Below are 21864 nucleotides of genomic sequence, written 5' to 3'. Positions count from 1 at the left end.
GTGGTTCGCCGCTGTGGCTGATGGGGCTGCTCGGGTCGCTGAGGGCTTCGGACGGGGGCGTTCGGTCGGGTAGCGTCGGACGCATGCATTTCGGAGCGGGTGTGCCCACGGTCGAGGTCGGAGACCTCAAGGACGACGACTTTCTGCTGGACGTGCGGGAGGACGACGAGTGGCAGGCGGGTCATGCCGAAGGGGCGCTGCACATCCCCATCAGTGAGTTCGTGGCGCGCTACGGCGAGTTCACCGAGGCGGCGCCGCAGGATGGCAGGGTCCATGTGATCTGCCGCTCGGGTGGACGTTCGGCGCAGGTCACGAACTATCTGGTTCAGCAGGGCGTGGACGCTGTGAACGTCGACGGCGGCATGCAGGTCTGGGCGGCCGTCGGCCGCCCGGTGGTGGACGACAAGGGCGGGGCGGGCTTCGTTCTCTAGGGAACGAGGGGCTCAGCCCAGGGGGTGCGCCGCCAGGAGGTCCCCGAGGGCCTCCTCGTGGGCCGCCGCGGGGCCCAGCGACAGTTCGAGGTGCTTGGCCCAGGCGTGATAGCGGTGCAGGGGATAGTCGACGTCGGCGCCGAAGCCCCCGTGCAGATGCTGTGCGGTCTGCACGACCCGTCGTACCCCCTCCGAGGCCCAGATCTTGGCCACGGCGACATCTCCGGAGACGGGCAGCGCACCTCCTGCGCCGGAGGTGATGCGCCAGGCGGCCTGCCACAGCGTCGCCTCCATCGCACGCAGGTCGATGAAGCGGTCGGCGGCCTGGACGGCGACGGCCTGGAACGAGGCGATCGGGAAGCCGAACTGTTCGCGTTTGCCGGCGTACTCGCCGGTCATGCCGAGGACCTGCTCACCCAGGCCGAGCGCCAGCGCGCAGGTGCCGGTGGCCAGCAGCTCCCGTAGCCGTTCCCACGCGCCCTCCGCGTCGAGGACATCCCGGTCGGCGATCCGTACGGCGTCCAGGCGCAGCTCCGCGAGCCGTTCACCGGCGGTGGAGACCTGCTCGGCGAGCGTCACCCCCTCGTGGCGGCGGGGGACGAGAGCGAGCACGGTCCGGCCGTCGGCGGCCGCGACCGCGTTCCGCTCGGCTCCGTAGGGGGTGTCGGAGGCGTCCACCGACTCCGGTGCGACGACCGCGGGGACGACGATGCAGTCCGCGTTGTGGGCCCAGGGCACCGCAGTCTGTACGCCGTCCAGGACCCAGACGCCGCCCGCGTCGCGGCGGGCGGTCACGGCGAGTTCGGCCGGATCGTGGCCGGTGCGGCCGTGCGCGGCGACGGTCAGGACGACCTCGCCCCTGCCGACACGCGCGAGCAGCTCCGCCTTCAGCTCCTCGCTCCCGTGGGCCTGCACGGCCACGGCGGCCGCGCTGCTCTCCAGCAGGGGACCCCTGGCCAGCACCTTCGCCGACTCGCGCAGGACCAGGCACAGCGCGATCGGGTCGAGCCCAGAACCTCCGTACGCGGGGTCGAGCAACAGGCTGAGCAGGTCCGCGTCGGCCAGCTTCGCCCACAGGGCCCGGTCGAAGTCGTCGGCAACCGCCCCCGGTACGAGGGACGGGCTCGGCACACCGTCCGGCGCGACCCCGGCGAACACCGCCCTCGCCGCCTCGGCCGCCGCCTGCTGCTCCTCGGTGAAGGTGAAGTCCACGGTCCCGCCCCTTCCGTGTCGCCGATGACGGGGCGTCAAGATAGAACAGGTTCTAGAAGAAGGGAATGGTGTGGCGGGCCGGGCCGGCCATCGCAAGAGAGGCGGACCACACCGCGCCGTAAGGTGGCCCCCGCTGTGGATAACCTCATGGGTGCCGTGTGAGCGGTGTGACGATGTGACTGCTGTGGCCATCGGGGCTGTGCCGGAGGAACGCGGCTGAGTAAGTTCCGGTGGGGAAGTCGACCGCGTAGTGGAAATCGGGGAGCTGGGCGCAATGGACGCGAACGACGAGGTCTCGAACGCCCGGCAAGGGCCGGACGAGCCCGCGAGCGACGCGGCCTCCGCGAGCGACCCGGCTTTCGCGAGCGATGCGGCCTCGAAGGGTGGGCCGTCCCGCGAGACCTCGGTCCCGAGTGACCTGCCTCCGAGGGGGCGCCTGCTGCCTCCGTCACCAGCGGATTCGTCCTCAGGGCCACCGGCGCCGGCGCCTACCGAACCGTCCCCCACCTCTCGGCCGGAGGGGATAGCCGGGCCGGCGCGGCCGGTTTCCGGTATCGCGGCGCTGACCCTGCCGTACCAGATCGCCGTGGCGCTGGTGCTCGCCATCGTGGCGGTGGCTGCCTGCGCCCATCTCGGGCTGGTGTTTCTGCACATAGCGCCTTCGAACACGTTGACGAAGCAACACGGCCAGGCGGTGGACGAGTGGGTCTATCCGGAGTTCGAGCAGAACTGGAAGCTGTTCGCGCCGAACCCGCTGCAGCAGAACATCGCGGTGCAGGCGCGCGCCGAGGTGCGTACCGCCGACGGTGAGGTGCGCACGACCGGTTGGTACGACCTGTCGGGGCTGGACGGTGCCGCGATCGACCGCAATCCGGTGCCGAGTCACACGCAGCAGAACGAACTGCGTCGGGCCTGGGACTTCTACACCGCCACGCATGACGGCGAGCACCGCGCCACCACGTCGCGCGGCGATCTGTCCGAGCGCTATGTGCGCCGCATCGTCGTGATGCGTCTCGACCGTGAGCAGGCCGCCGGCCCCGGCGGCGAGATCGAGCGGATCCAGCTCAGGTCCCGTACCACCAATGTGCAGCCGCCCGAGTGGAGCGAGGAAAAGGTGTCCGACAAGCCCGTCGTCCGTGAGCTGCCCTGGTGGTCGGTGACCGTCGACGACCGTGCGGACGCCGCCGCCGGCGCGGCCGGTGCCGAGGGGGCCGGTGCCGACGGGGTCGCCACCGGTCGGACGGAGGCGAGCGCCGGATGAGGTCCCTGAACCCGACCGGCCCGACCGGCCCGACCGGCCCGACCGGCCCGACCGGCCCGACCGGCCCGACCGGCCCGACCGGCCCGACCGGCCCGGTTGCGCCGGTGAGTCGCACAGGGCGCCTCGTCGCGGCGGCAGGCAACGGCATCACCCGGGTCACCGATCGTGCGCTGGGCCCGTACCAGAGCGCGATCATCCGTATCGGCTTCTCCGCGACCTGGTTGCTGTTCCTGCTGCGCGAGTTCCCGCACCGGCGCGAGCTGTACGGCCCCGACGGGCCCTGGAGCTGGGAGCTGGCCCAGCGGCTGATCACGGACAACGACGCCTTCACGGTGCTGATGTGGTCCGACAGCATGGTGTGGTTCGAGATCGTCTACGCCGCCGCCATCCTGTCGACCTTCCTGCTGCTGCTCGGCTGGCGCACCCGCGCCATGAGCGTCCTGTTCATGGTGGGCGTCCTCTCGCTCCAGAACCGCAGCGTCTTCATGGGGGACGGCGGCGACAACGTCATCCACCTCATGGCGATCTATCTCGTCTTCGTCCGCTGCGCCCAGGTCTGGTCGCTGGACGCACGGCGCGCACGGCGCGTGCGCGAGCGCCTGGAGCGGGGCGGCGGGGCGCGGGAGGACGTGGTCGGCCCGGTTCTGTGGTGCGTGCTCGGCTTCGCGCTGCTGGTGTCGACGTTCGGCGGTCTGATCCCCGGGGGCCTGCTGGGCGGCTGGCTCACGTTCTTCTGGGGGCTGTGGGCGGTGCACGGCCTGTGGTGGGCCGCCGGACGCATCGAGTCGGACGCCAAGCCGCGCGCGCTGCTCGACATCGTCGGCAATCTCGCGCACAACGCCGCCCTGGTCGTGATCATGGCCGAGGCGTGTCTGATCTACGCCGCGGCCGGCTGGTACAAGATCCAGGGCTCGCGCTGGCAGGACGGCACGGCCGTCTACTACCCGTTCCACCTGGACTACTTCTCGCCCTGGGGCACGCTCTCCGACCTGATGTCGTCCAGCGGCACGATGATCATGCTGGTGACCTACGGAACGGTGATCGTGCAGGTCGCCTTCCCGTTCACGCTCTTCAACCGGCGGGTCAAGAACGTCCTGCTCGTGGTCATGATGACCGAGCACGCCGTGATCGCCGTCGTCCTGGGGCTGCCGTTCTTCTCGCTCGCGATGATCGCCGCCGATGCCGTCTTCCTGCCGACGCCCTTCCTGAAGCGCCTGGGCGGCCTGGTGGCCCGCGCCCGTGACCGCGCCCTACGTCGTGTGCCGCCGGGGAACGGCCGTACGATCCCGGGCCCGCGCGCCCCGGACCAGCCTCCGCTCCCCGAGAAGAAGCAGGAGAAGGGGGCGGCCGAGCACCCCCACGTAGGCTTCACCGCATGAACGATCCGGTGAGCGCACCAGCGGACGAACCGGCAGGCAGAGCGGCAGGCAGGGCGGAAGGCAGACCGGCGGGCGAACCGGCGGTCGACACGGTGAGCGGGGCGCGCGCCCGGCCGGCCGGTGGCCCCGTGCGGACCTGGCGCCGCCTCGCCGACACCGCTGTCCTGCTCGACGGTTTCCACGCCCTCAAGCACGCCGTGCGCTTCGGCGCCGACGTGCAGGTGGCCGTCGCCGTGGACCGTGCGGCGGCGCTCTCGCTCGCCGACGACCTGGCCCCGGACGTACGGGACCGGCTCGCGGGCCTCCTCCAGGAGGTACCGGAGGAGGCGTACCGGAACCTCGTGGTCCGCCCGCATCCCACCGCTGTCGCCGCGCTGGCCGTACGCCCGTCGCGCGAGGCCCAGCTGGCGGCGCTCGCCCGTACACCGCGCACCGCCCCGGTCGTCGTCCTCGACAACCCGCGCAACCTCGGCAACGCGGGGGCCGTGATCCGGCTGGCGGCCGGGTTCGGCGCGACCGGGGTCGTCACCACGGGCACCATGGATCCCTGGCACCCCACCGTCGTGCGCGGTGGCGCGGGCCTGCACTTCGCGACCGCCGTCGAGCGCCTGGGCGTGGCCGAGCTGCCCGCGGGCCCCCTCTTCGCGCTCGACCCCGAGGGCGACGACATCCGGGGGCTGAAGCTCCCGGACGACGCCGTCCTGGCCTTCGGTTCCGAACGCAGCGGTCTCTCCGGCGAACTGCGTGCCCGCGCCGACCACTTGCTGTCGCTCCCGATGCGCCCCCAGGTCTCCAGCTACAACCTGGCGACGAGCGTGGCGATGACGCTGTACCACTGGAGCGCGGGTTCCTTCTGAGGGACTGGTGAGGAGGCGGCGCGCTCCAGAGGTGTGCGCCGGTCGCTACGCCTCGTGCCGGACCTCCACCACCCGGAACCGGTTGGCGACGAACGCCCCGTCGCACAGCGCCGCGTTGGCCGCCGGATTCCCGCCGGAACCGTGGAAGTCCGAGAACGCCGCGGTCTGGTTCACATAGACCCCGCCCGTGAGGTTCAGCGACAGTTGCGCGCACTCCTCCAGGCAGACCTCCTCGACGGCCTCGGCCACCTCGTCGGAGGTGGTGTACGCGCCGACGGTCATCGCGCCCTTCTCGGCGATGGTCCGGCGCAGCAGGTCCAGCCCGTCCGCCGCCGAGTCGACCGCGACGGCGAACGACACCGGCCCGAAGCACTCGCTCATGAACGCGGCTTCGTCGTCGGTCCGCTCCCAGTACTTCCGCGCGCCGTCGAGCTTCACGATCACCGGCGTCCGCACGACCGCGTCCGGGAACTCGGGGTGGGTGATCTCCCGTGAGGGGAGCGCGACTTCGCCGAGCGAGGCGGCTGCTTCGAGACGGGACCTGACGTCCGGGTTCACGATCGCGCCGAGCAGCGCGTTCGCGCGGGCGTCGTCGCCCAGCAGGCCGCCCACGGACTTGGCGAGATCGGCGACGACCTCGTCGTAGGACTTGGCGCCCTCGTCGGTGGTGATGCCGTCGCGGGGGATGAGCAGGTTCTGCGGGGTGGTGCACATCTGGCCGCTGTACAGGGACAGGGAGAAGGCCAGGTTGGAGAGCATCCCCTTGTAGTCGTCGGTGGAGTCGACGAGCACCGTGTTGACCCCGGCCTTCTCCGTGTAGACCTCCGCCTGGCGGGCGTTGGCCTCCAGCCAGTCGCCGAAGGACGTGGAGCCGGTGTAGTCGATGATGCGGATCTCGGGGCGGGTGGCCAGGTCCTTGGCGATGCCCTCGCCGGGGCGTTCGGCGGCCAGCGCGACCAGGTTGGGGTCGAAGCCGGCCTCGGCGAGGACGTCGCGGGCGACCTGGACGGTGAGGGCGAGCGGCAGTACCGCGCGCGGGTGGGGCTTCACGAGGACCGCGTTGCCGGTGGCGAGGGAGGCGAACAGGCCCGGGTAGCCGTTCCACGTCGGGAAGGTGTTGCAGCCGATGACCAGGGCGATCCCGCGCGGTACGGGCTTGAAGCGCTTTGTGAGCGTGAGCGGGTCGCGCTTGCCCTGGGGCTTGCTCCACGCCGCCTCGTCCGGGGTGCGGACCTGCTCGGCGTACGCGTAGGCCACGGCCTCCAGGCCGCGGTCCTGGGCGTGCGGGCCGCCGGCCTGGAACGCCATCATGAAGGCCTGGCCGCTGGTGTGCATGACGGCGTGGGCGAACTCGTGGGTGCGGTCGCTGATGCGCTTGAGGATCTCCAGGCACACCACCGCGCGCGCCTCCGCGCCCGCGTCGCGCCACGCGCGCTGGCCGGCCTTCATGGCGGGCAGCAGCGTGTCCACGTCCGCGTGCGGGTAGGTCACGCCCAGCTCGACGCCGTACGGCGAGACCTCGCCGCCCACCCAGTCGTCGGTGCCGGGCTGGCCGAGGTCGAGACGGGTGCCGAGGAGGGCCTCGAAGGCGGCCTTGCCCTCGGGCATGCCCAGGCTGCCGTCCTCGCCGTAGGCCTTGGGGTGCTCGGGGTGGGGCGACCAGTACGCGCGGGTGCGGATCGCTTCCAGGGCCTGGTCGAGGGTGGGCCGGTGCTTGGCGATCAGGGCGTGCGCGGACGGTTCGGCGGCCATGCTTGACCAACTCCTCACGTCAGGGACTCGTCATCGGGCCCTGACCTGGGCAGGAACAGGCGGACAGAGTTAGAGTAACCGAACGATCGGTCGGGACAAGGGGGTCCGCCGCATCTGTGGACAACCCCGTGCGGGAGGATCGCGCACATGACAGCACTCGACCTCAGCAGCCCCGTGGCCGTCGTCGGCACCGGCACCATGGGCCAGGGCATCGCCCAGGTCGCGTTGACCGCCGGCCATCCCGTACGGCTGTTCGATTCCATGCCCGGTCGTGCCCGGGAGGCCGCCGAGGCGATCGGCGCCCGGCTCGACCGGCTGGTGGCGAAGGGCCGCCTGACCGGCGCGGACCGCGACTCCGCGCGCGCCCGGCTGCACGCCGCCGAGAGCCTCGCCGACCTCGCCGACTGCGGCCTGGTCGTCGAGGCGGTCCTGGAGCGGCTGGACGTCAAGCAGGAGCTGTTCCGCGCGCTGGAGGACATCGTCGCCGAGGACTGCCTGCTCGCCACCAACACCTCCTCCCTGTCCGTCACGGCCATCGGCGGCGCCCTGCGCAACCCGGGCCGTTTCGTGGGCCTGCACTTCTTCAACCCCGCGCCGCTGCTGCCCCTCGTCGAGGTCGTCTCCGGGTTCGCCACCGACGTCACGTCGGCCACGCGCGCGTACGAGCTGGCGCGGGTCTGGGGCAAGACGCCCGTCGCCTGCGCGGACACCCCCGGCTTCATCGTCAACCGCATCGCACGGCCGTTCTACGCGGAGGCCTTCGCGGTGTACGAGTCGCAGGCTGCCGAGCCCGTCACCATCGACGCGATCCTGCGGGAGTGCGGCGGCTTCAGGATGGGCGCCTTCGAACTGACCGATCTCATCGGGCAGGACGTCAACGAGTCCGTCACCCACTCCGTCTGGCAGGCCTTCTTCCAGGACGTGCGCTTCACGCCCTCGCTGGCGCAGCGGCGGCTCGTCGAGTCCGGCCGGCTCGGCCGCAAGACCGGACGGGGCTGGTACGACCACGGTGAGGACGCCGAGCGCCCCGAACCGCACACCGCCGAACCGGTACCGGCACCCGCGTACGTCGTCGTCGAGGGCGACCTCGGCCCCGCCTCCGACCTGCTCGGCCTGATCCGGGAGGCGGGCATCCCCGTCCGTGAGGACGAGGAGGACCACGGCACCCGGCTCGTCCTGCCCGGCGGCGGTCAGCTGGCCCTCGCCGACGGACAGACCTCCGTGGAGTTCCGGGACGTCGTCTACTTCGACCTGGCGCTCGACTACCGCAGGGCCACCCGGATCGCGCTCTCCGCCTCCCAGGACACCTCCCCGCAGACCCTCGCCGAGGCCACCGGCCTCTTCCAGGCGCTCGGCAAGGACGTCAGCGTCATCGGGGACGCCCCCGGCATGATCGTGGCCCGCACGGTGGCGCGGATCATCGACCTCGCGCACGACGCCGTCGCCAAGGGGGTGGCCACCAAGGAGGACATCGATACGGCGATGCGCCTGGGCGTCAACTACCCGCTGGGACCCTTCGAATGGAGCCGCAGGCTGGGTCGGAACTGGGCGTACGCCCTCCTGGACGATCTGCACCTGCGCGACCCGTCCGGGCGCTACGCGCCGTCCCTGGCGCTCTACCGCCACGCCTACGCCTCCGACAAGCGGGAGGGCACCTCCTCATGACCACCGCCAAGCGCGACACGTACACCCCGGAGACGCTGCTGTCCGTCGCCGTGCGGGTCTTCAACGAGCGCGGTTACGACGGCACGTCCATGGAGCACCTGTCCAAGGCGGCCGGTATCTCCAAGTCGTCGATATACCACCACGTCACCGGCAAGGAGGAGTTGCTGCGCCGGGCCGTCAGCCGGGCGCTGGACGGTCTCTTCGGGATCCTCGACGAGGAACCCGCGTGCACGGGGCGGGCGGTGGAGCGCCTGGAGCACGTCGTCCGGCGCATGGTCGAGGTGCTCCTGGGCGAACTCCCCTACGTGACCCTGCTGCTGCGGGTGCGCGGCAACACGGACACCGAGCGCTGGGCGCTGGAGCGGCGCCGCGATTTCGACCACCGGGTCGCCGAACTGCTGAAGGCCGCGGCGGCCGACGGGGACGTCCGGGGGGACGTGGAGGTGCGCCTCGCGACCCGGCTGGTCTTCGGCATGATCAACTCGATCGTGGAGTGGTACCGGCCTGACGGGCGGGGCATGGGCGAGCGGGAAGTGTCCGAAGCCGTGGCCCATCTGGTCTTCACGGGGCTGCGCGCCCAGGGCTGAGCGCCCCGTCGGGAGGGGGCGTGCGCTCCGTAGGGAGGGGCGTGCGCCCCGTCGGGAGGGGGCGTGCGACCGGGCGGGTCATCCCTCCGGTTCCACGTCCTCCTCCTCGAACACCAGCAGCGTCCGGGTGCTGAGCACCTCCGGGATGGCCTGGAGCTTGGTCAGGACGACCTCGCGCAGGGCTCTGTTGTCCGAGGTGTGCACCAGGAGCAGGACGTCGTAGTCGCCGCCCACCAGGGCGATGTGGGCGGCACCGGACAGCTGGCGCAGCTGGTCGCGGACCGTGCGCCAGGAGTTCTGCACGATCTTGAGGGTGATGTAGGCCGAGGTGCCCTTGCCGGCGCGCTCGTGGTTCACGCGCGCCCCGAAACCCCGTATCACGCCGTCCTCGACGAGGCGGTTGATGCGCGCGTAGGCGTTGGCGCGGGAGACGTGGACACGTTCGGCGACCGACCGTATCGAGGCGCGCCCGTCGGCCTGGAGCATGCGCAGGATGTCCTGGTCTATGGCGTCCAGCGGTCGCGGGGGCGGCAGGACCGGGCCGTTTTCCGGCGGCTCGGCCATTTGTTCAGGTGCCATGTGCCCCCGCCTCCCTGCCATGGACGTACTGCGTTCATTTGAGGCTGTGCAGAACCGTTTGTCCACAGCCTTGGGGTGCCTGTAGCCAAAATGCGCCAACGACCGAACAATCGGTAGGTGAGACGCGTCACAACCCGTGCCGCGTCCCTGAGCCACTCCCACGAGGAGGTGCCGTATGACGGTCATGGAGCAGCGGGGCGCGTACCGCCCGACACCGCCGCCCGCCTGGCAGCCCCGCACGGACCCCGCGCCGCTGCTGCCCGACGCCCTGCCGTACCGCGTGCTCGGCACGGACGCGGCCGCCGAAGCCGACCCCGCGCTGCTGCGCCGGCTCTACGCCGAGCTGGTGCGCGGCCGCCGCTACAACACGCAGGCCACGGCCCTGACCAAGCAGGGCAGGCTCGCCGTCTACCCCTCCAGCACCGGCCAGGAGGCCTGCGAGGTCGCCGCCGCGCTCGTCCTGGAGGAGCGGGACTGGCTCTTCCCGAGCTACCGCGACACGCTCGCCGCCGTCGCCCGCGGCCTCGACCCCGTACAGGCGCTCACCCTGCTGCGCGGCGACTGGCACACCGGCTACGACCCGCACGAGCACCGCGTCGCGCCCCTGTGCACCCCCCTCGCCACCCAGCTCCCGCACGCCGTGGGCCTCGCGCACGCCGCCCGCCTCAAGGGCGACGACGTGGTGGCGCTCGCCCTGGTCGGCGACGGCGGCACCAGCGAGGGAGACTTCCACGAGGCGCTCAACTTCGCCGCCGTCTGGCAGGCCCCGGTCGTCTTCCTCGTCCAGAACAACGGCTTCGCGATCTCCGTGCCGCTCGCCAAGCAGACCGCCGCCCCGTCGCTGGCCCACAAGGCCGTCGGCTACGGGATGCCGGGCCGCCTGGTCGACGGCAACGACGCGGCCGCCGTGCACCAGGTGCTCGCCGAGGCCGTGGCCCACGCGCGCGCGGGCGGCGGGCCGACGCTGGTCGAGGCGGTGACCTACCGCATCGACGCCCACACCAACGCCGACGACGCCACCCGCTACCGGGGCGACGCCGAGGTCGAGACCTGGCGCGCGCACGACCCGATCGCGCTCCTGGAGCACGAGCTGACCGAGCGCGGCCTCCTCGACGAGGACGGCATCCGGGCCGCCCGGGACGCCGCCGAGACGATGGCCGCCGACCTGCGCGAGCGCATGAACCAGGACCCGGTGCTCGACCCCATGGACCTCTTCGCCCACGTGTACGCCGAACCCACCCCCCAACTGCGCGAACAGCAGGCCCTGTTGCGGGCCGAGCTGGCGGCGGAGCACGAAGGGGCACACCGATGACCACCGTCGCGCTCAAGCCCGCCACCATGGCGCAGGCGCTCACCCGCGCCCTGCGCGACGCCATGACCGCCGACCCCACCGTGCACGTCATGGGAGAGGACGTCGGCACCCTCGGCGGCGTTTTCCGGGTCACCGACGGCCTTGCGAAGGAGTTCGGCGAGGACCGGGTCACCGACACCCCGCTCGCCGAGGCGGGCATCCTCGGCACGGCCGTCGGCATGGCCATGTACGGGCTGCGGCCGGTCGTGGAGATGCAGTTCGACGCGTTCGCCTACCCGGCGTTCGAACAGCTCATCAGCCATGTCGCCCGCATGCGCAACCGCACGCGCGGCGCGATGCCGCTGCCGATCACCATCCGCGTCCCCTACGGCGGCGGCATCGGCGGCGTCGAGCACCACAGTGACTCCTCCGAGGCGTACTACATCGCGACCCCGGGACTCCACGTCGTCACCCCCGCCACCGTCGCCGACGCCTACGGGCTGCTGCGCGCCGCCATCGCCTCCGACGACCCGGTCGTCTTCCTGGAGCCCAAGCGCCTCTACTGGTCGAAGGACACCTGGAACCCCGAGGAACCGCAGAACGTCGAGCCGATCGGCCGCGCGGTCGTCCGCCGCGCCGGCCGCAGCGCCACCCTCATCACCTACGGCCCGTCCGTGCCCGTCTGTCTGGAGGCGGCCGAGGCGGCCACCGCCGAGGGCTGGGACCTAGAGGTCGTGGACCTGCGCTCGCTGGTGCCCTTCGACGACGAGACGGTCGCCGCCTCGGTACGGCGGACCGGCCGCGCGGTGGTCGTGCACGAGTCCGGCTCCTACGGCGGCCCGGGCGGCGAGATCGCGGCCCGCGTCACCGAGCGCTGCTTCCACCACCTGGAGGCGCCCGTCCTGCGCGTCGCCGGGTTCGACATCCCCTACCCGCCGCCGATGCTGGAGCGGCACCATCTGCCCGGCGTCGACCGGATCCTGGACGCGGTGGGGCGCCTGCAGTGGGAGGCGGAGAACTGATGGCCCAGGTGCTGGAGTTCAAGCTGCCCGACCTCGGTGAGGGGCTGACCGAGGCCGAGATCGTCCGCTGGCTCGTCCAGGTCGGGGACGTCGTCGCGATCGACCAGCCCGTCGTCGAGGTCGAGACGGCCAAGGCCATGGTCGAGGTCCCCTGCCCCTACGGCGGCGTCGTCACCGCCCGCTTCGGTGAGGAGGGCACGGAACTGCCCGTCGGGGCACCGCTGCTGACGGTGGCGGTGGGAGCGCCGGTCACCGACGGTTCCGCCGGGACGGCGGGCGCGGGCGCCCGCGACGAGACCGAGGGCTCCGGCAACGTCCTGGTGGGCTACGGCACCGGGGCACCCCCGGCGCGCCGCAGGAGGGTGCGGCCGGGGGAGCCGGTCCGGCCGGCTGCCCCGGCGGCGCCGACGGCGACGCTCGGTTCCGTCGGGACGCCGGCGGCCCCGGACACCGCTCCCGAGCGCCCGGACGGGCACGGGGCGGCCACCGCCGGTGAGCGCCCGGACGGGCCCGTGCCGGTGATCTCACCGCTCGTCCGCCGTCTCGCCCGCGAGAACGGGCTCGACCTGCGGAAGCTGCGGGGCTCGGGGCCCGAGGGCCTGATCCTGCGGGCGGACGTCGAACACGCGCTGCGGGCCGCCACGGCCCAGGCGCCCGGGACCGTGACCGCGCCGTCGGCCGCCACTCAGGCCGCTCAAGCCGCGCCCGCCGTCCCGGCCGCTCAAGCCGCGCCCGCCGCCGGCGTCTCCTCCGGCACCCGTGTCCCCCTCCGCGGCGTCCGTGGCGCCGTCGCCGACAAGCTCTCCCGCAGCCGGCGGGAGATCCCGGACGCGACCTGCTGGGTGGACGCCGACGCGACGGAGCTGATGAGCGCCCGCACGGCCATGAACGCCGCCGGAGGCCCGAAGATCTCCCTGCTGGCGCTGCTCGCCCGGATCTGCACCGCCGCGCTGGCCCGTTTCCCCGAGCTCAACTCCACCGTCGACATGGAGGCCCGCGAGGTCGTACGGCTGGAGCAGGTGCACCTCGGGTTCGCCGCGCAGACGGAACGGGGGCTGGTCGTCCCCGTCGTGCGGGACGCGCACACCAGGAACGCGGAATCGCTCGCCGCCGAGTTCGCCCGGCTGACCGAGGCGGCACGCACCGGCACCCTGACACCCGCCCAGCTGACCGGCGGCACCTTCACGCTGAACAACTACGGCGTGTTCGGCGTCGACGGCTCCACGCCGATCATCAACCACCCCGAGGCCGCCATGCTGGGCGTCGGCCGCATCGTCCCCAAGCCCTGGGTGCACGGGGGCGAGTTGGCGGTACGGCAGGTCGTGCAGCTCTCGCTCACCTTCGACCACCGGGTGTGCGACGGCGGCACGGCGGGCGGCTTCCTGCGGTACGTGGCGGACTGCGTCGAACAGCCGGCGGTGCTGTTGCGCACGCTCTGATCACCGGCTTCGTCCGCCGGGTCCGGCCGCTGGGGCGTCGTCGGACCCGACCGGGGCCGCAACGCGCGGCCTCCCCCGCGTTCCCAGTGATCGCGCAGGCACGCATACTCGGAGGGTGACCGCGTACGAGCCCCCGGGTGGCCCCGGTACCGACGTGTTCGACGCCGTCGTGCTCGCCGGGGGCGCCGCCCGGCGGCTCGGCGGCACGGACAAGCCCGCCGTGCGCGTCGGCGGACGGCCCCTGCTCGACCGTGTGCTGAGCGCCTGCGCCGGAGCCGGGACGACCGTGGTCGTCGCCGACCCCCGGCCCACCGCGCGGCCCGTGCTGTGGGCCCGCGAGGAACCCCCCGGCGGCGGTCCCCTCGCCGCCCTGGGAGCCGGACTCCGGCACACCACCGCGCCGTACGTCGTCGTCCTCTCCGCCGATCTGCCGTTCCTGGACGAGGAGACGGTACGGCGGCTGCTCGACGCCCTCCTGGCCGACGAGGGAGCCGCCGACGGCGCCCTGGTCACCGACCCCGACGGCCGTGACCAGCCGCTCGTGGCCGCCTACCGGGCCGAGAGCCTGCGCCGTGAACTCGCGGGGCTCGCCGTCGGGCGCGACGGCCTGACGGGGCTCCCCCTGCGGCGGCTGACCGCCGCACTGCGCCTCACCCGTATCACCGACCCCCTCGCGTCCTTCGACTGCGACACCTGGGACGACATCGCCGCCGCCCGCGCACGGATCAGGGAGCATGGCCACGTGTTGGATGAATGGATTTCCGCAGCCAAGGACGAGCTGGGGATCGACCTCGACGTCGACATCACCGAGCTGCTCGACCTCGCCCGTGACGCCGCCCACAGCGTGGCCCGGCCCGCCGCCCCGCTGACCACCTTCCTCGTCGGCTACGCCGCCGCCAAGGCAGGGGGAGGCCCCGAGGCGGTCACCGAGGCCGCGCGCAAGGCCTCCGCCCTGGCCCTGCGCTGGGCCGACGAGGCCGCCCCCGAGCCCGAGACGGACGCCGGGACCGAAGCCACCCCGGACGCCGAGCCCCCCTCCGGGCCCGGCGTCGGCCAGGACACCGGCCCGGCAGCCGGATGACCGCCCAGGACGCCGAGGAACTCGACGTGGAGGAGGCGCTGGCCGTGGCCAACGACAGGCCCGTCCGGGGACCGGCCGAGCCCCACTCCCCCCGCGAGACCCCCACGACCGGTCGGACCGGCGCGCAGGGAGCCAAGGACGACTCCCACCACCGGGCCACCTCCTGGCCCGAGGCCCGGGCCGTCGCCGAACGCGCCGCGCGCTCCGCCGGGCGCCGGGCCCCCGTCTCGGTCACCGTCGACCAGGCCCTCGGCCTGGTGCTCGCCGCGCCGCTCACCGCCCTCACCGACCTCCCCTCCTTCGACAGCTCCGCGATGGACGGCTGGGCGGTCGCGGGCCCCGGCCCCTGGGCGGTGCGGGAGGACGGTGTGCTGGCCGGCCAGGCCGAGCCCGTACGGCTCACGGACGGGGAGGCGGTCCGGATCGCCACCGGCGCCCGTATCCCGCCCGACACGACCGCCGTCCTGCGCAGCGAGCACGGCCGCACCGACGACAAGGGGCGGCTGCATCCGACCCGGGACCTCGCACACGGGCAGGACATCCGCCCGCGGGGCCAGGAGTGCCGCAACGGCGACCAACTGCTGCCGCTCGGTACGCAGATCACCCCGGCCGCGCTCGGGCTCGCCTCGGCCGCCGGGTACGACACGTTGAGTGTGCTCCCCCGTCCGCGCGTCGAACTGCTCGTCCTGGGCGACGAACTGCTCACCGAGGGGCTGCCGCGCGAGGGCTCGATCCGGGACGCCCTCGGGCCGATGCTGCCGTCCTGGCTCCGGGCACTGGGCGCCGAGGTCACCGCCGTACGCCGTCTCGGTGACGACGCCGACGCCCTGCACCGGGCGGTGAAGAAGTCCTCCGCCGATCTCATCGTCACCACGGGCGGCACGGCGTCCGGGCCCGTCGACCATGTCCACCCCACCCTGCGCCGCGTCGGGGCCGAACTCCTCGTCGACGGGGTGAAGGTGCGCCCGGGGCACCCCATGCTGCTGGCCCGGATCACGCCGGATCAGCACCTCGTGGGGCTGCCCGGCAATCCGCTGGCCGCCGTCTCCGGTCTGTTCACGCTCGCCGAGCCGCTGCTGCGGATCCTCGCCGGCCGCGCAGCCCCGGAGCCGTACACGATGCCGATGCGGGAGGCGGTGCACGGGCACCCCTCCGACACCCGGCTCGTCCCCGTCAGCCTGCGGGGTGATGACGCCCTGCCGCTGCACTACAACGGCCCCGCTATGCTCCGCGGCATCGCCACCGCCGATGCCCTCGCCGTCGTACCGCCGGGCGGCGCTCGTTCCGGCCAGGAGTTGGAACTGCTCGATCTGCCCTGGGCGACGGCGGGCATCCAGGTGTGTTTCACGTGAAACGTCGATATGGGCCACCGGCCTTGCGACCAACGATGTTTCACGTGAAACCACGGGCAGCCGGTGGCGGAGTGCAGCCAGGGGATGTACGCCGAAACGGGGAGTGTTTCACGTGAAACTTCCGGGCCAGGACGCGATCGCCCGCAACGCGGACGAGCGTCACGTGACCCACCAGGTGAGACTGCCGAAAAGAGAGGTTGAGCGGCCGATCCGTCAGGTCGGCAAGCGACTGGCGATGGCCATGTTCGTGCTCGTCGCCACCGCCTTCATCGTCTACGCCGACAGTGAGGGGTACAACGACAACTCCGACGGTTCCGTGGATCTGCTCGACGCGTTCTACTACGCCACCGTCACCCTCTCCACCACCGGCTACGGCGACATCACCCCGGTCAGCGATGCTGCCCGCTTCACCAACATCTTTGTGATCACGCCGTTGCGTGTGCTGTTCCTGATCATCCTGGTCGGCACCACGCTGGAGGTGCTCACGGAGCGCACGCGCGAGGAATGGCGACTGAACCGCTGGAGGGCGGCCTTGAGGGAGCACACCGTTGTCGTCGGCTGGGGGACGAAGGGGCGGTCGGCGGTCCAGACCGTCTGCGCGACGGGTCTGAAGAAGGAGCAGGTCGTCGTCGTGGACCCCAGCTCGAAGGCCATCGAGGCGGCGGCCTCCGAGGGGTACACGGGGGTCCTAGGGGATGCGACCCGCAGTGATGTGCTGCTGCGGGCGGAACTCCACAAGGCGCGGCAGATCATCATCTCCACCGCGCGGGACGACACCGCCGTACTGGTCGCGCTGACCGCCCGCCAGCTCAACCGCGGCGCGAAGATCGTGGCCGCCGTCCGGGAGGAGGAGAACGCGCCGCTGCTGAAGCAGTCCGGGGCCGATGTCGTCATCACCAGCGCCAGTGCGGCCGGACGGCTCCTCGGGCTCTCCGTGCTCAGCCCCGCCGCCGGCATGGTGATGGAGGACCTCATCCAGCAGGGAAGCGGGCTCGACATCGCCGAACGGCCGGTCATAAAGGCCGAGGTGGGGCGCGGTGTGCGGGAGACGGAGGACCTGGTGGTCAGCGTGCTGCGCGGACACCGGGTACTCGGCTACGACGATCCGTCCATCGGGGAGCTCCAGTTGACGGACCGGCTGATCACCATCGTCCGGGCCACCCCGAGCACGAAGATCACCCCCGAGACCAAGCATCTGCCGTAGCGGCGACAAGGGTGGCCCCGGGGTCCGCACCCCGGGGCCACCCTTTCGACGAGCGCCTACTTGCGGTTGTACAGCCGCATCGTGATCGGTCCGAAGACCAGCACGAACAGGGCGGACCAGCCCAGCGTCCAGGCGATCTCGGCCGCCGGCCACTCGCCGGCCATCAACTCGCGGACCGCCGACGCCAGATGCGTGACCGGGCTGTTGTTGACGAACGCCTGCAACCAGCCCGGCATGGTGCTCGGATCGACGAAGACGTTGGACAAGAACGTCAGCGGGAAGATCACCATCATGCTGACGCCCATCACGGACTTCTCGGTGCGCAGCATCAGGCCGAACATCGTCCAGATCCACGAGAACGCGAACGAGAAGACGATGAGCAGCGCGACCCCGGCGACCACACCGACCGCCCCGCCGTCCGGGCGGTAGCCGAGGATCATGCCGACGGTGAGCATCACCACGGACGCGATCGCGTAGCGCAGGGCGTCGCCCAGCAGATAGCCGACCATCGTCGACGGCCGCCAGATCGGCAGCGAACGGAACCGGTCGAAGACACCTTTCTCGATGTCCGTGTTGACCGAGACCCCGGTGTACATCGTGATCATCACGACCGACATCACCAGGATGCCCGGCAGCAGGAACTGGATGTACTGCTCGGGGGAGCCGGCCAGCGCCCCGCCGAACAGGTACGTGTACATCAGCACCATCATGATCGGGAAGGCGGTGACGTCGAAGAGCTGCTCCGGCACATGTTTGATCTTGAGCATGGCCCGCCAGCCGAAGGTCAGCGACGCCGAGAGGGCGCTGGGCCGCGGCGGGCGGTCCTTGGCGATGAGCAGCGCGGCGAGCGTCTCGGCGCTGACGGGGGCGAGTTCCTTGTTCTCGGTGGTGGTCGCGGTGCTCATGCCGCTGCCTCGTCCTTCGTCTCGGGGGCGTCGTCGGTCTGCCGGGCCGTCACCCTGGTGTCGTGTCCGGTGAGGGCGAGGAACACCTCGTCCAGGCTGGGCTGGCCCAGCGAGAAGTTGTCGACGGTGATGCCGGTGCGGGCCAGTTCGGCGAGCGCCCGGGCGGCGGCCTCGGCGGCCCCCTGTCCGCCCGCGGATCCCGCGCCGACGCGCGCTGTCAGCGCCACCGGATCCGGCTCGCGCTGTACATCGGCGTCGAGGGCGATGCGCAGCACCTCCTCGGCCTGCGGCCGCTGGGCCGCGTCGCGCAGCCGCAGATGGACGGAACCGGCACCCACGGAGGCCTTCAGCTCGCCCTTGGTGCCCTCCGCGATCACCTTGCCCTGGTCGATGACCGCGATCCGGGACGCCAGCTGGTCCGCCTCGTCCAGATACTGCGTGGTCAGCAGCACGGTCGTGCCCTGCGCGACCACCGCGCGCACGATGTCCCACACCTGGTTGCGGCTGCGCGGGTCGAGGCCGGTCGTCGGCTCATCCAGGAACAGCAGATCGGGGGTGTTGAGGATGGACGCGGCGATGTCGATACGGCGCCGCATACCGCCCGAGTAGTGCTTGACCTGCTTTCCGGCCGCCTCGCTCAGCCCGAAGGCCTCCAACAGCTGCCCGGAGCGCTGCCGGGCCGTGCGTTTGTCGTGGCCGAGGAGCCGGGCGAGCAGCACCAGGTTCTCGGTGCCGGTGAGGTCCTCGTCCACGGAGGCGTACTGCCCGGTCAGGCTGACCCGGCCGCGTACCTCGTCGGCCTCCCGGACGACGTCGTGTCCGAAGACGTGTGCCTGGCCGCCGTCCGGGCGCAGCAGGGTGGCGAGCATCTTCACGGTGGTGGTCTTGCCGGCGCCGTTCGGGCCGAGGACGCCGTAGACCGTGCCGGCGGGCACGGCCAGGTCGACGCCGTCGACGGCCCGGGTCTCGCCGAACGTCTTCACCAGACCCGCGGTCTCGATCGCGAGGCCGGATGTCTGTGCGCTCATGTGGAGATCCTTCCGCGTACGGGGCCCGTGTCCGGGGCTACGCAAGGGGAGACCGCCGTGACCGCCGGAACTCATCGGTCACCGCGCGGGAAAACACGGCTGTGCCGGCTGCCTCCTGTGCCGGCTGCCGCGTCGGGACGGAGCGCGTCGGCGAGCACCCGTGCGGCCGTGAGGACTCCACGGTCTCTCCGATGCGGGTCGGCTGCACCCCGATCACGCCCGGCCAGGACCGAAGGACCGGCTGAGGGACCGGCTGGGACCGGGAGCTGGGACGGTGAGCTGGGACCGGGAGCTGGGATGGAGGAATGAGAGGGAGGCGTGCGAGGGAGAGGTGAGAGGCCGGGGTGGGGCGGCGAGAGGTGTCCGCAGAGCCAGGCTAGGGGACGGTCGGGGTGGTGATGCAGGTCGGAGGCCCGGGGCGCGCGAGGGTGGTGCGGGGGCTTGCGGGGGCAGTCCGGGACCGGCGGAGCCAGGGGGACCGGGCCGGGATCGGACAAGGAGGCCGGGGGTAGCGTCCCTCTCATGCATGCGATCACGATTCCCGAACCCGGTGGACCCGAGGCCCTGGTGTGGGGCGAGGTCCCCGACCCGGTGCCCGGCGAGGGCGAAGTGCTCCTCGAGGTGGCGGCGAGCGCCGTGAACCGCGCCGACCTGCTGCAGCGGCAGGGCTTCTACGACCCACCGCCCGGCGCCTCCCCCTATCCCGGCCTGGAGTGCTCCGGCCGTGTCGCGGAGATCGGGCCCGGCGTGGCCGGGTGGAACGTCGGCGACGAGGTGTGCGCGCTGCTCTCGGGCGGCGGCTACGCGGAGAAGGTCGTCGTCCCGGCAGGCCAGCTGCTGCCGGTCCCCTCCGGCCTCGATCTCCGACAGGCAGCCGCGCTGCCGGAGGTCACCTGCACGGTCTGGTCGAACGTCTTCATGATCGCCCACCTGCGTCCCGGTGAGACGCTCCTCGTGCACGGCGGCTCCAGCGGCATCGGCACGATGGCCATCCAGCTCGCCAAGGCCGTCGGCGCGAAGGTCGCCGTCACGGCGGGCACCGAGGAGAAGCTGGAGCAGTGCGCCGCCCTGGGCGCGGACGTCCTGATCAACTACCGCGAGCAGGACTTCGTCGAGGAGGTCCGGGCGGCCACGGACGGCAAGGGCGCGGACGTCGTCCTCGACAACATGGGCGCCAAGTACCTGGACCGCAACGTCCGGGTCCTGGCCGCCAACGGCCGGCTCGCGATCATCGGCATGCAGGGCGGCATCAAGGGCGAGCTGAACATCGGCGCGCTGCTCGCCAAGCGGGCCGTGATCAGCGCGGCCTCGCTGCGGGCCCGGCCCCGCGAGGAGAAGACGGCCATCGTCGCCGCCGTACGCGAACATGTGTGGCCCCTGATCGCCGGTGGCCATGTGCGCCCGGTCGTCGACCGCGAGATCCCCATGGACGACGCGGCGACGGCGCACCGGGTGCTGGAGGAGAGCGGGCACGTGGGCAAGGTGCTGCTGGTCGTGCCGTAGGGGGACGGTCGGCCGTGCGGGGAACTGTGTCGCGCCCGCGCCCGTTCGGTACTGCTCCGGTTCAGCTCCGCACCGCTCCGGTTCAGTCCCGCACCGCTCCGGTTCAGCTCCGCACCGCTCCGGTTCAGTCCCGCACCGCTCGGGTTCAGCTCCGCCGTATGCGGAGCCCCACGAAGGCCAGTCCGAGGCCCACGCCTATCAGGATGAGGCCGCTGCCGAGGGTGAAGACCTGCAGCACGGGCTCCTCGACGGACGAGGAGTCGCTGCCGGGCGGCACGCCGGGGACGGGCAGGGCCGCGTTCTGGGAGGGGTCGGGGGCGACGGAGGGGTCCGGGCCGTCCGGGTCGGGAGCGGGCTCCTCCGAGGGCGTGGAGGCGTCGTCCTCGGGTTCCACGGGGCCGGCGTCCGTCCGGCCCGGCCGTTCCCGGCCCTCGCCCGCGCGGCTGCCGGCCCAGGAGGTCGCGGGGTCGGGATCGGTCCCGTACGCGGCCGGCACGGGCCCCGTCACCAGGACGACCAGCAGTCCCGCGACGAGAACCGGTCCCGTCACGCGCACCGAACGAAGCCAGATAGCCACGCTCTCAGCGTCACACGCCCCCGGACCACCGGCATCCCGGCGCCTCGGGCCGGGCCCGGTCGGCGGCGCGACCGCCGCTCAGGACACGAATCCGGGCACCGTAAACGGTGGATCACCCTGCGTGGGGGGCACCAGGATGGTGAGGTGGGCGCGTGCGAGAGAATGGCGGCATGGAGATGCCGAGGAACGAACGGTCGCCCGAACAGCCCCAGATCCTGGTCGTGGGCCAGGACGGCATGGCCGTGGGCGGCGGTGGAGGCGACGAGGACTCCCGCGAGGTCCCGGTGACGGAGATGGTGGAACAGCCAGCCAAGGTCATGCGCATCGGCAGCATGATCAAGCAGCTGCTCGAAGAGGTACGGGTCGCCCCCCTCGACGAGGCCAGCAGGGCGCGGCTGAAGGAGATCCACGCCAGCTCGGTCAAGGAACTGGAGGACGGCCTGGCGCCCGAGCTGGTGGAGGAGCTGGAGCGGCTCTCCCTGCCCTTCACCGACGAGGCGATCCCGAGCGACGCGGAACTACGGGTCGCGCAGGCCCAGCTGGTCGGCTGGCTGGAAGGCCTCTTCCACGGGATCCAGACGACGCTGTTCGCCCAGCAGATGGCGGCCCGGGCCCAGCTGGAGCAGATGCGCCGCGCGCTGCCGCCGGGCGTCGGCGGCCACGAGGGCGACGACGACCCGCGCACACTCGGCCGCTCCGGCGGCCCGTACCTCTAGCCTCCGGCAGCCTTCGACGAACC

20 protein-coding genes are annotated in these 21864 nt (G+C 72.3%); 14 read left to right on the top strand and 6 right to left on the bottom strand.

Annotated features, from left to right (window positions below; translation table 11 throughout):
- Positions 1 to 101: 101 nt before the first annotated feature.
- Positions 102 to 431 carry a rhodanese-like domain-containing protein gene (locus ACZ52C_RS11425; protein ID WP_469074501.1) on the top strand — a complete coding sequence of 110 codons (330 nt, stop codon included), beginning with the start codon at positions 102 to 104 and terminating at the stop codon, positions 429 to 431.
- A gap of 12 nt (positions 432 to 443) precedes the next feature.
- Here ACZ52C_RS11425 and ACZ52C_RS11420 read toward each other — a convergent pair whose 3' ends face one another.
- Positions 444 to 1643 (bottom strand): acyl-CoA dehydrogenase family protein, encoded by a 1200-nt coding sequence (locus tag ACZ52C_RS11420; RefSeq protein WP_469074500.1) that lies wholly within the window; start codon positions 1641 to 1643, stop codon positions 444 to 446.
- A 274-nt stretch (positions 1644 to 1917) separates the two neighbouring features.
- Between ACZ52C_RS11420 and ACZ52C_RS11415 the strand changes: the two genes are divergently transcribed.
- The 3 genes from ACZ52C_RS11415 to ACZ52C_RS11405 are packed head-to-tail and all read left to right on the top strand — an operon-like array spanning position 1918 to position 5140.
- Positions 1918 to 2904 carry a DUF5819 family protein gene (locus tag ACZ52C_RS11415; RefSeq protein WP_469074499.1) on the top strand — a complete coding sequence of 329 codons (987 nt, stop codon included), beginning with the start codon at positions 1918 to 1920 and terminating at the stop codon, positions 2902 to 2904.
- Positions 2901 to 4283 carry an HTTM domain-containing protein gene (locus ACZ52C_RS11410; protein WP_469074498.1) on the top strand — a complete coding sequence of 461 codons (1383 nt, stop codon included), beginning with the start codon at positions 2901 to 2903 and terminating at the stop codon, positions 4281 to 4283. The genes ACZ52C_RS11415 and ACZ52C_RS11410 overlap by 4 nt, the downstream gene beginning before the upstream one ends.
- Positions 4280 to 5140 carry a TrmH family RNA methyltransferase gene (locus ACZ52C_RS11405; protein WP_469074497.1) on the top strand — a complete coding sequence of 287 codons (861 nt, stop codon included), beginning with the start codon at positions 4280 to 4282 and terminating at the stop codon, positions 5138 to 5140. The genes ACZ52C_RS11410 and ACZ52C_RS11405 overlap by 4 nt, the downstream gene beginning before the upstream one ends.
- A gap of 45 nt (positions 5141 to 5185) precedes the next feature.
- Here the strand turns inward: ACZ52C_RS11405 and paaN are convergent, their stop codons facing one another.
- Positions 5186 to 6892 (bottom strand): phenylacetic acid degradation protein PaaN, encoded by a 1707-nt coding sequence (gene paaN / locus ACZ52C_RS11400; protein ID WP_469074496.1) that lies wholly within the window; start codon positions 6890 to 6892, stop codon positions 5186 to 5188.
- A gap of 147 nt (positions 6893 to 7039) precedes the next feature.
- Here paaN and ACZ52C_RS11395 point away from each other — a divergent pair, with 147 nt between their 5' ends.
- Together ACZ52C_RS11395 and ACZ52C_RS11390 are read left to right on the top strand one after the other, a co-directional pair.
- On the top strand, positions 7040 to 8557 hold the full coding sequence (locus ACZ52C_RS11395) for a 3-hydroxyacyl-CoA dehydrogenase (RefSeq protein ID WP_469074495.1): 1518 nt from the start codon (positions 7040 to 7042) through the stop codon (positions 8555 to 8557).
- Positions 8554 to 9144, top strand: a complete 591-nt coding sequence (locus ACZ52C_RS11390) for a TetR/AcrR family transcriptional regulator (RefSeq protein ID WP_086800943.1) — start codon at positions 8554 to 8556, stop codon at positions 9142 to 9144. The genes ACZ52C_RS11395 and ACZ52C_RS11390 overlap by 4 nt, the downstream gene beginning before the upstream one ends.
- Positions 9145 to 9222: 78 nt before the next feature.
- Here the strand turns inward: ACZ52C_RS11390 and ACZ52C_RS11385 are convergent, their stop codons facing one another.
- Positions 9223 to 9708, bottom strand: a complete 486-nt coding sequence (locus ACZ52C_RS11385) for an Lrp/AsnC family transcriptional regulator (protein ID WP_469074793.1) — start codon at positions 9706 to 9708, stop codon at positions 9223 to 9225.
- Between the two features lie 190 nt (positions 9709 to 9898).
- On the opposite strand from ACZ52C_RS11385, the gene pdhA reads away from it, so the two are divergent.
- From pdhA to ACZ52C_RS11355, 6 genes are all read left to right on the top strand, one after another.
- Complete coding sequence (gene pdhA / locus ACZ52C_RS11380) at positions 9899 to 11035, top strand: pyruvate dehydrogenase (acetyl-transferring) E1 component subunit alpha (protein ID WP_192332707.1); 1137 nt, start codon at positions 9899 to 9901, stop codon at positions 11033 to 11035.
- Entirely contained in the window at positions 11032 to 12036 is a 1005-nt protein-coding gene (locus ACZ52C_RS11375) for an alpha-ketoacid dehydrogenase subunit beta (RefSeq protein WP_469074494.1), read from the top strand. Before pdhA ends, ACZ52C_RS11375 begins: the two co-directional genes overlap by 4 nt.
- A complete protein-coding gene (locus tag ACZ52C_RS11370) occupies positions 12036 to 13475 on the top strand; it encodes a dihydrolipoamide acetyltransferase family protein (RefSeq protein WP_469074493.1) in 1440 nt (479 codons plus the stop codon). The genes ACZ52C_RS11375 and ACZ52C_RS11370 overlap by 1 nt, the downstream gene beginning before the upstream one ends.
- A 115-nt stretch (positions 13476 to 13590) precedes the next feature.
- The gene (locus tag ACZ52C_RS11365) at positions 13591 to 14556 is read left to right on the top strand and encodes an NTP transferase domain-containing protein (protein ID WP_469074492.1); all 966 of its coding nucleotides are present in this window, start codon (positions 13591 to 13593) and stop codon (positions 14554 to 14556) included.
- The gene (locus ACZ52C_RS11360; protein WP_469074491.1) at positions 14553 to 15908 is read left to right on the top strand and encodes a molybdopterin molybdotransferase MoeA; all 1356 of its coding nucleotides are present in this window, start codon (positions 14553 to 14555) and stop codon (positions 15906 to 15908) included. The genes ACZ52C_RS11365 and ACZ52C_RS11360 overlap by 4 nt, the downstream gene beginning before the upstream one ends.
- A 112-nt stretch (positions 15909 to 16020) precedes the next feature.
- Positions 16021 to 17112, top strand: a complete 1092-nt coding sequence (locus ACZ52C_RS11355) for a potassium channel family protein (protein WP_469074490.1) — start codon at positions 16021 to 16023, stop codon at positions 17110 to 17112.
- 56 nt (positions 17113 to 17168) lie between these two features.
- On the opposite strand, the gene ACZ52C_RS11350 is transcribed toward ACZ52C_RS11355, so the two are convergent.
- Both ACZ52C_RS11350 and ACZ52C_RS11345 read right to left on the bottom strand, forming a co-directional pair.
- Positions 17169 to 18017 carry an ABC transporter permease gene (locus ACZ52C_RS11350; RefSeq protein WP_469074489.1) on the bottom strand — a complete coding sequence of 283 codons (849 nt, stop codon included), beginning with the start codon at positions 18015 to 18017 and terminating at the stop codon, positions 17169 to 17171.
- Entirely contained in the window at positions 18014 to 19045 is a 1032-nt protein-coding gene (locus tag ACZ52C_RS11345) for an ATP-binding cassette domain-containing protein (protein ID WP_469074488.1), read from the bottom strand. The genes ACZ52C_RS11350 and ACZ52C_RS11345 overlap by 4 nt, the downstream gene beginning before the upstream one ends.
- Before the next feature lie 522 nt (positions 19046 to 19567).
- Here ACZ52C_RS11345 and ACZ52C_RS11340 point away from each other — a divergent pair.
- Entirely contained in the window at positions 19568 to 20548 is a 981-nt protein-coding gene (locus ACZ52C_RS11340) for an NAD(P)H-quinone oxidoreductase (protein ID WP_469074487.1), read from the top strand.
- Between the two features lie 145 nt (positions 20549 to 20693).
- On the opposite strand, the gene ACZ52C_RS11335 is transcribed toward ACZ52C_RS11340, so the two are convergent.
- The gene (locus ACZ52C_RS11335) at positions 20694 to 21125 is read right to left on the bottom strand and encodes a hypothetical protein (protein ID WP_469074486.1); all 432 of its coding nucleotides are present in this window, start codon (positions 21123 to 21125) and stop codon (positions 20694 to 20696) included.
- A 170-nt stretch (positions 21126 to 21295) separates the two neighbouring features.
- Between ACZ52C_RS11335 and ACZ52C_RS11330 the strand changes: the two genes are divergently transcribed.
- Positions 21296 to 21841, top strand: a complete 546-nt coding sequence (locus ACZ52C_RS11330) for a bacterial proteasome activator family protein (RefSeq protein WP_469074485.1) — start codon at positions 21296 to 21298, stop codon at positions 21839 to 21841.
- Positions 21842 to 21864: the final 23 nt, after the last annotated feature.

This window comes from Streptomyces sp. NPDC034049 (genome assembly GCF_055575575.1).
Note: the sequence above shows the minus strand (reverse complement) of the source record. Positions and strands in the feature narration are given on the sequence as shown.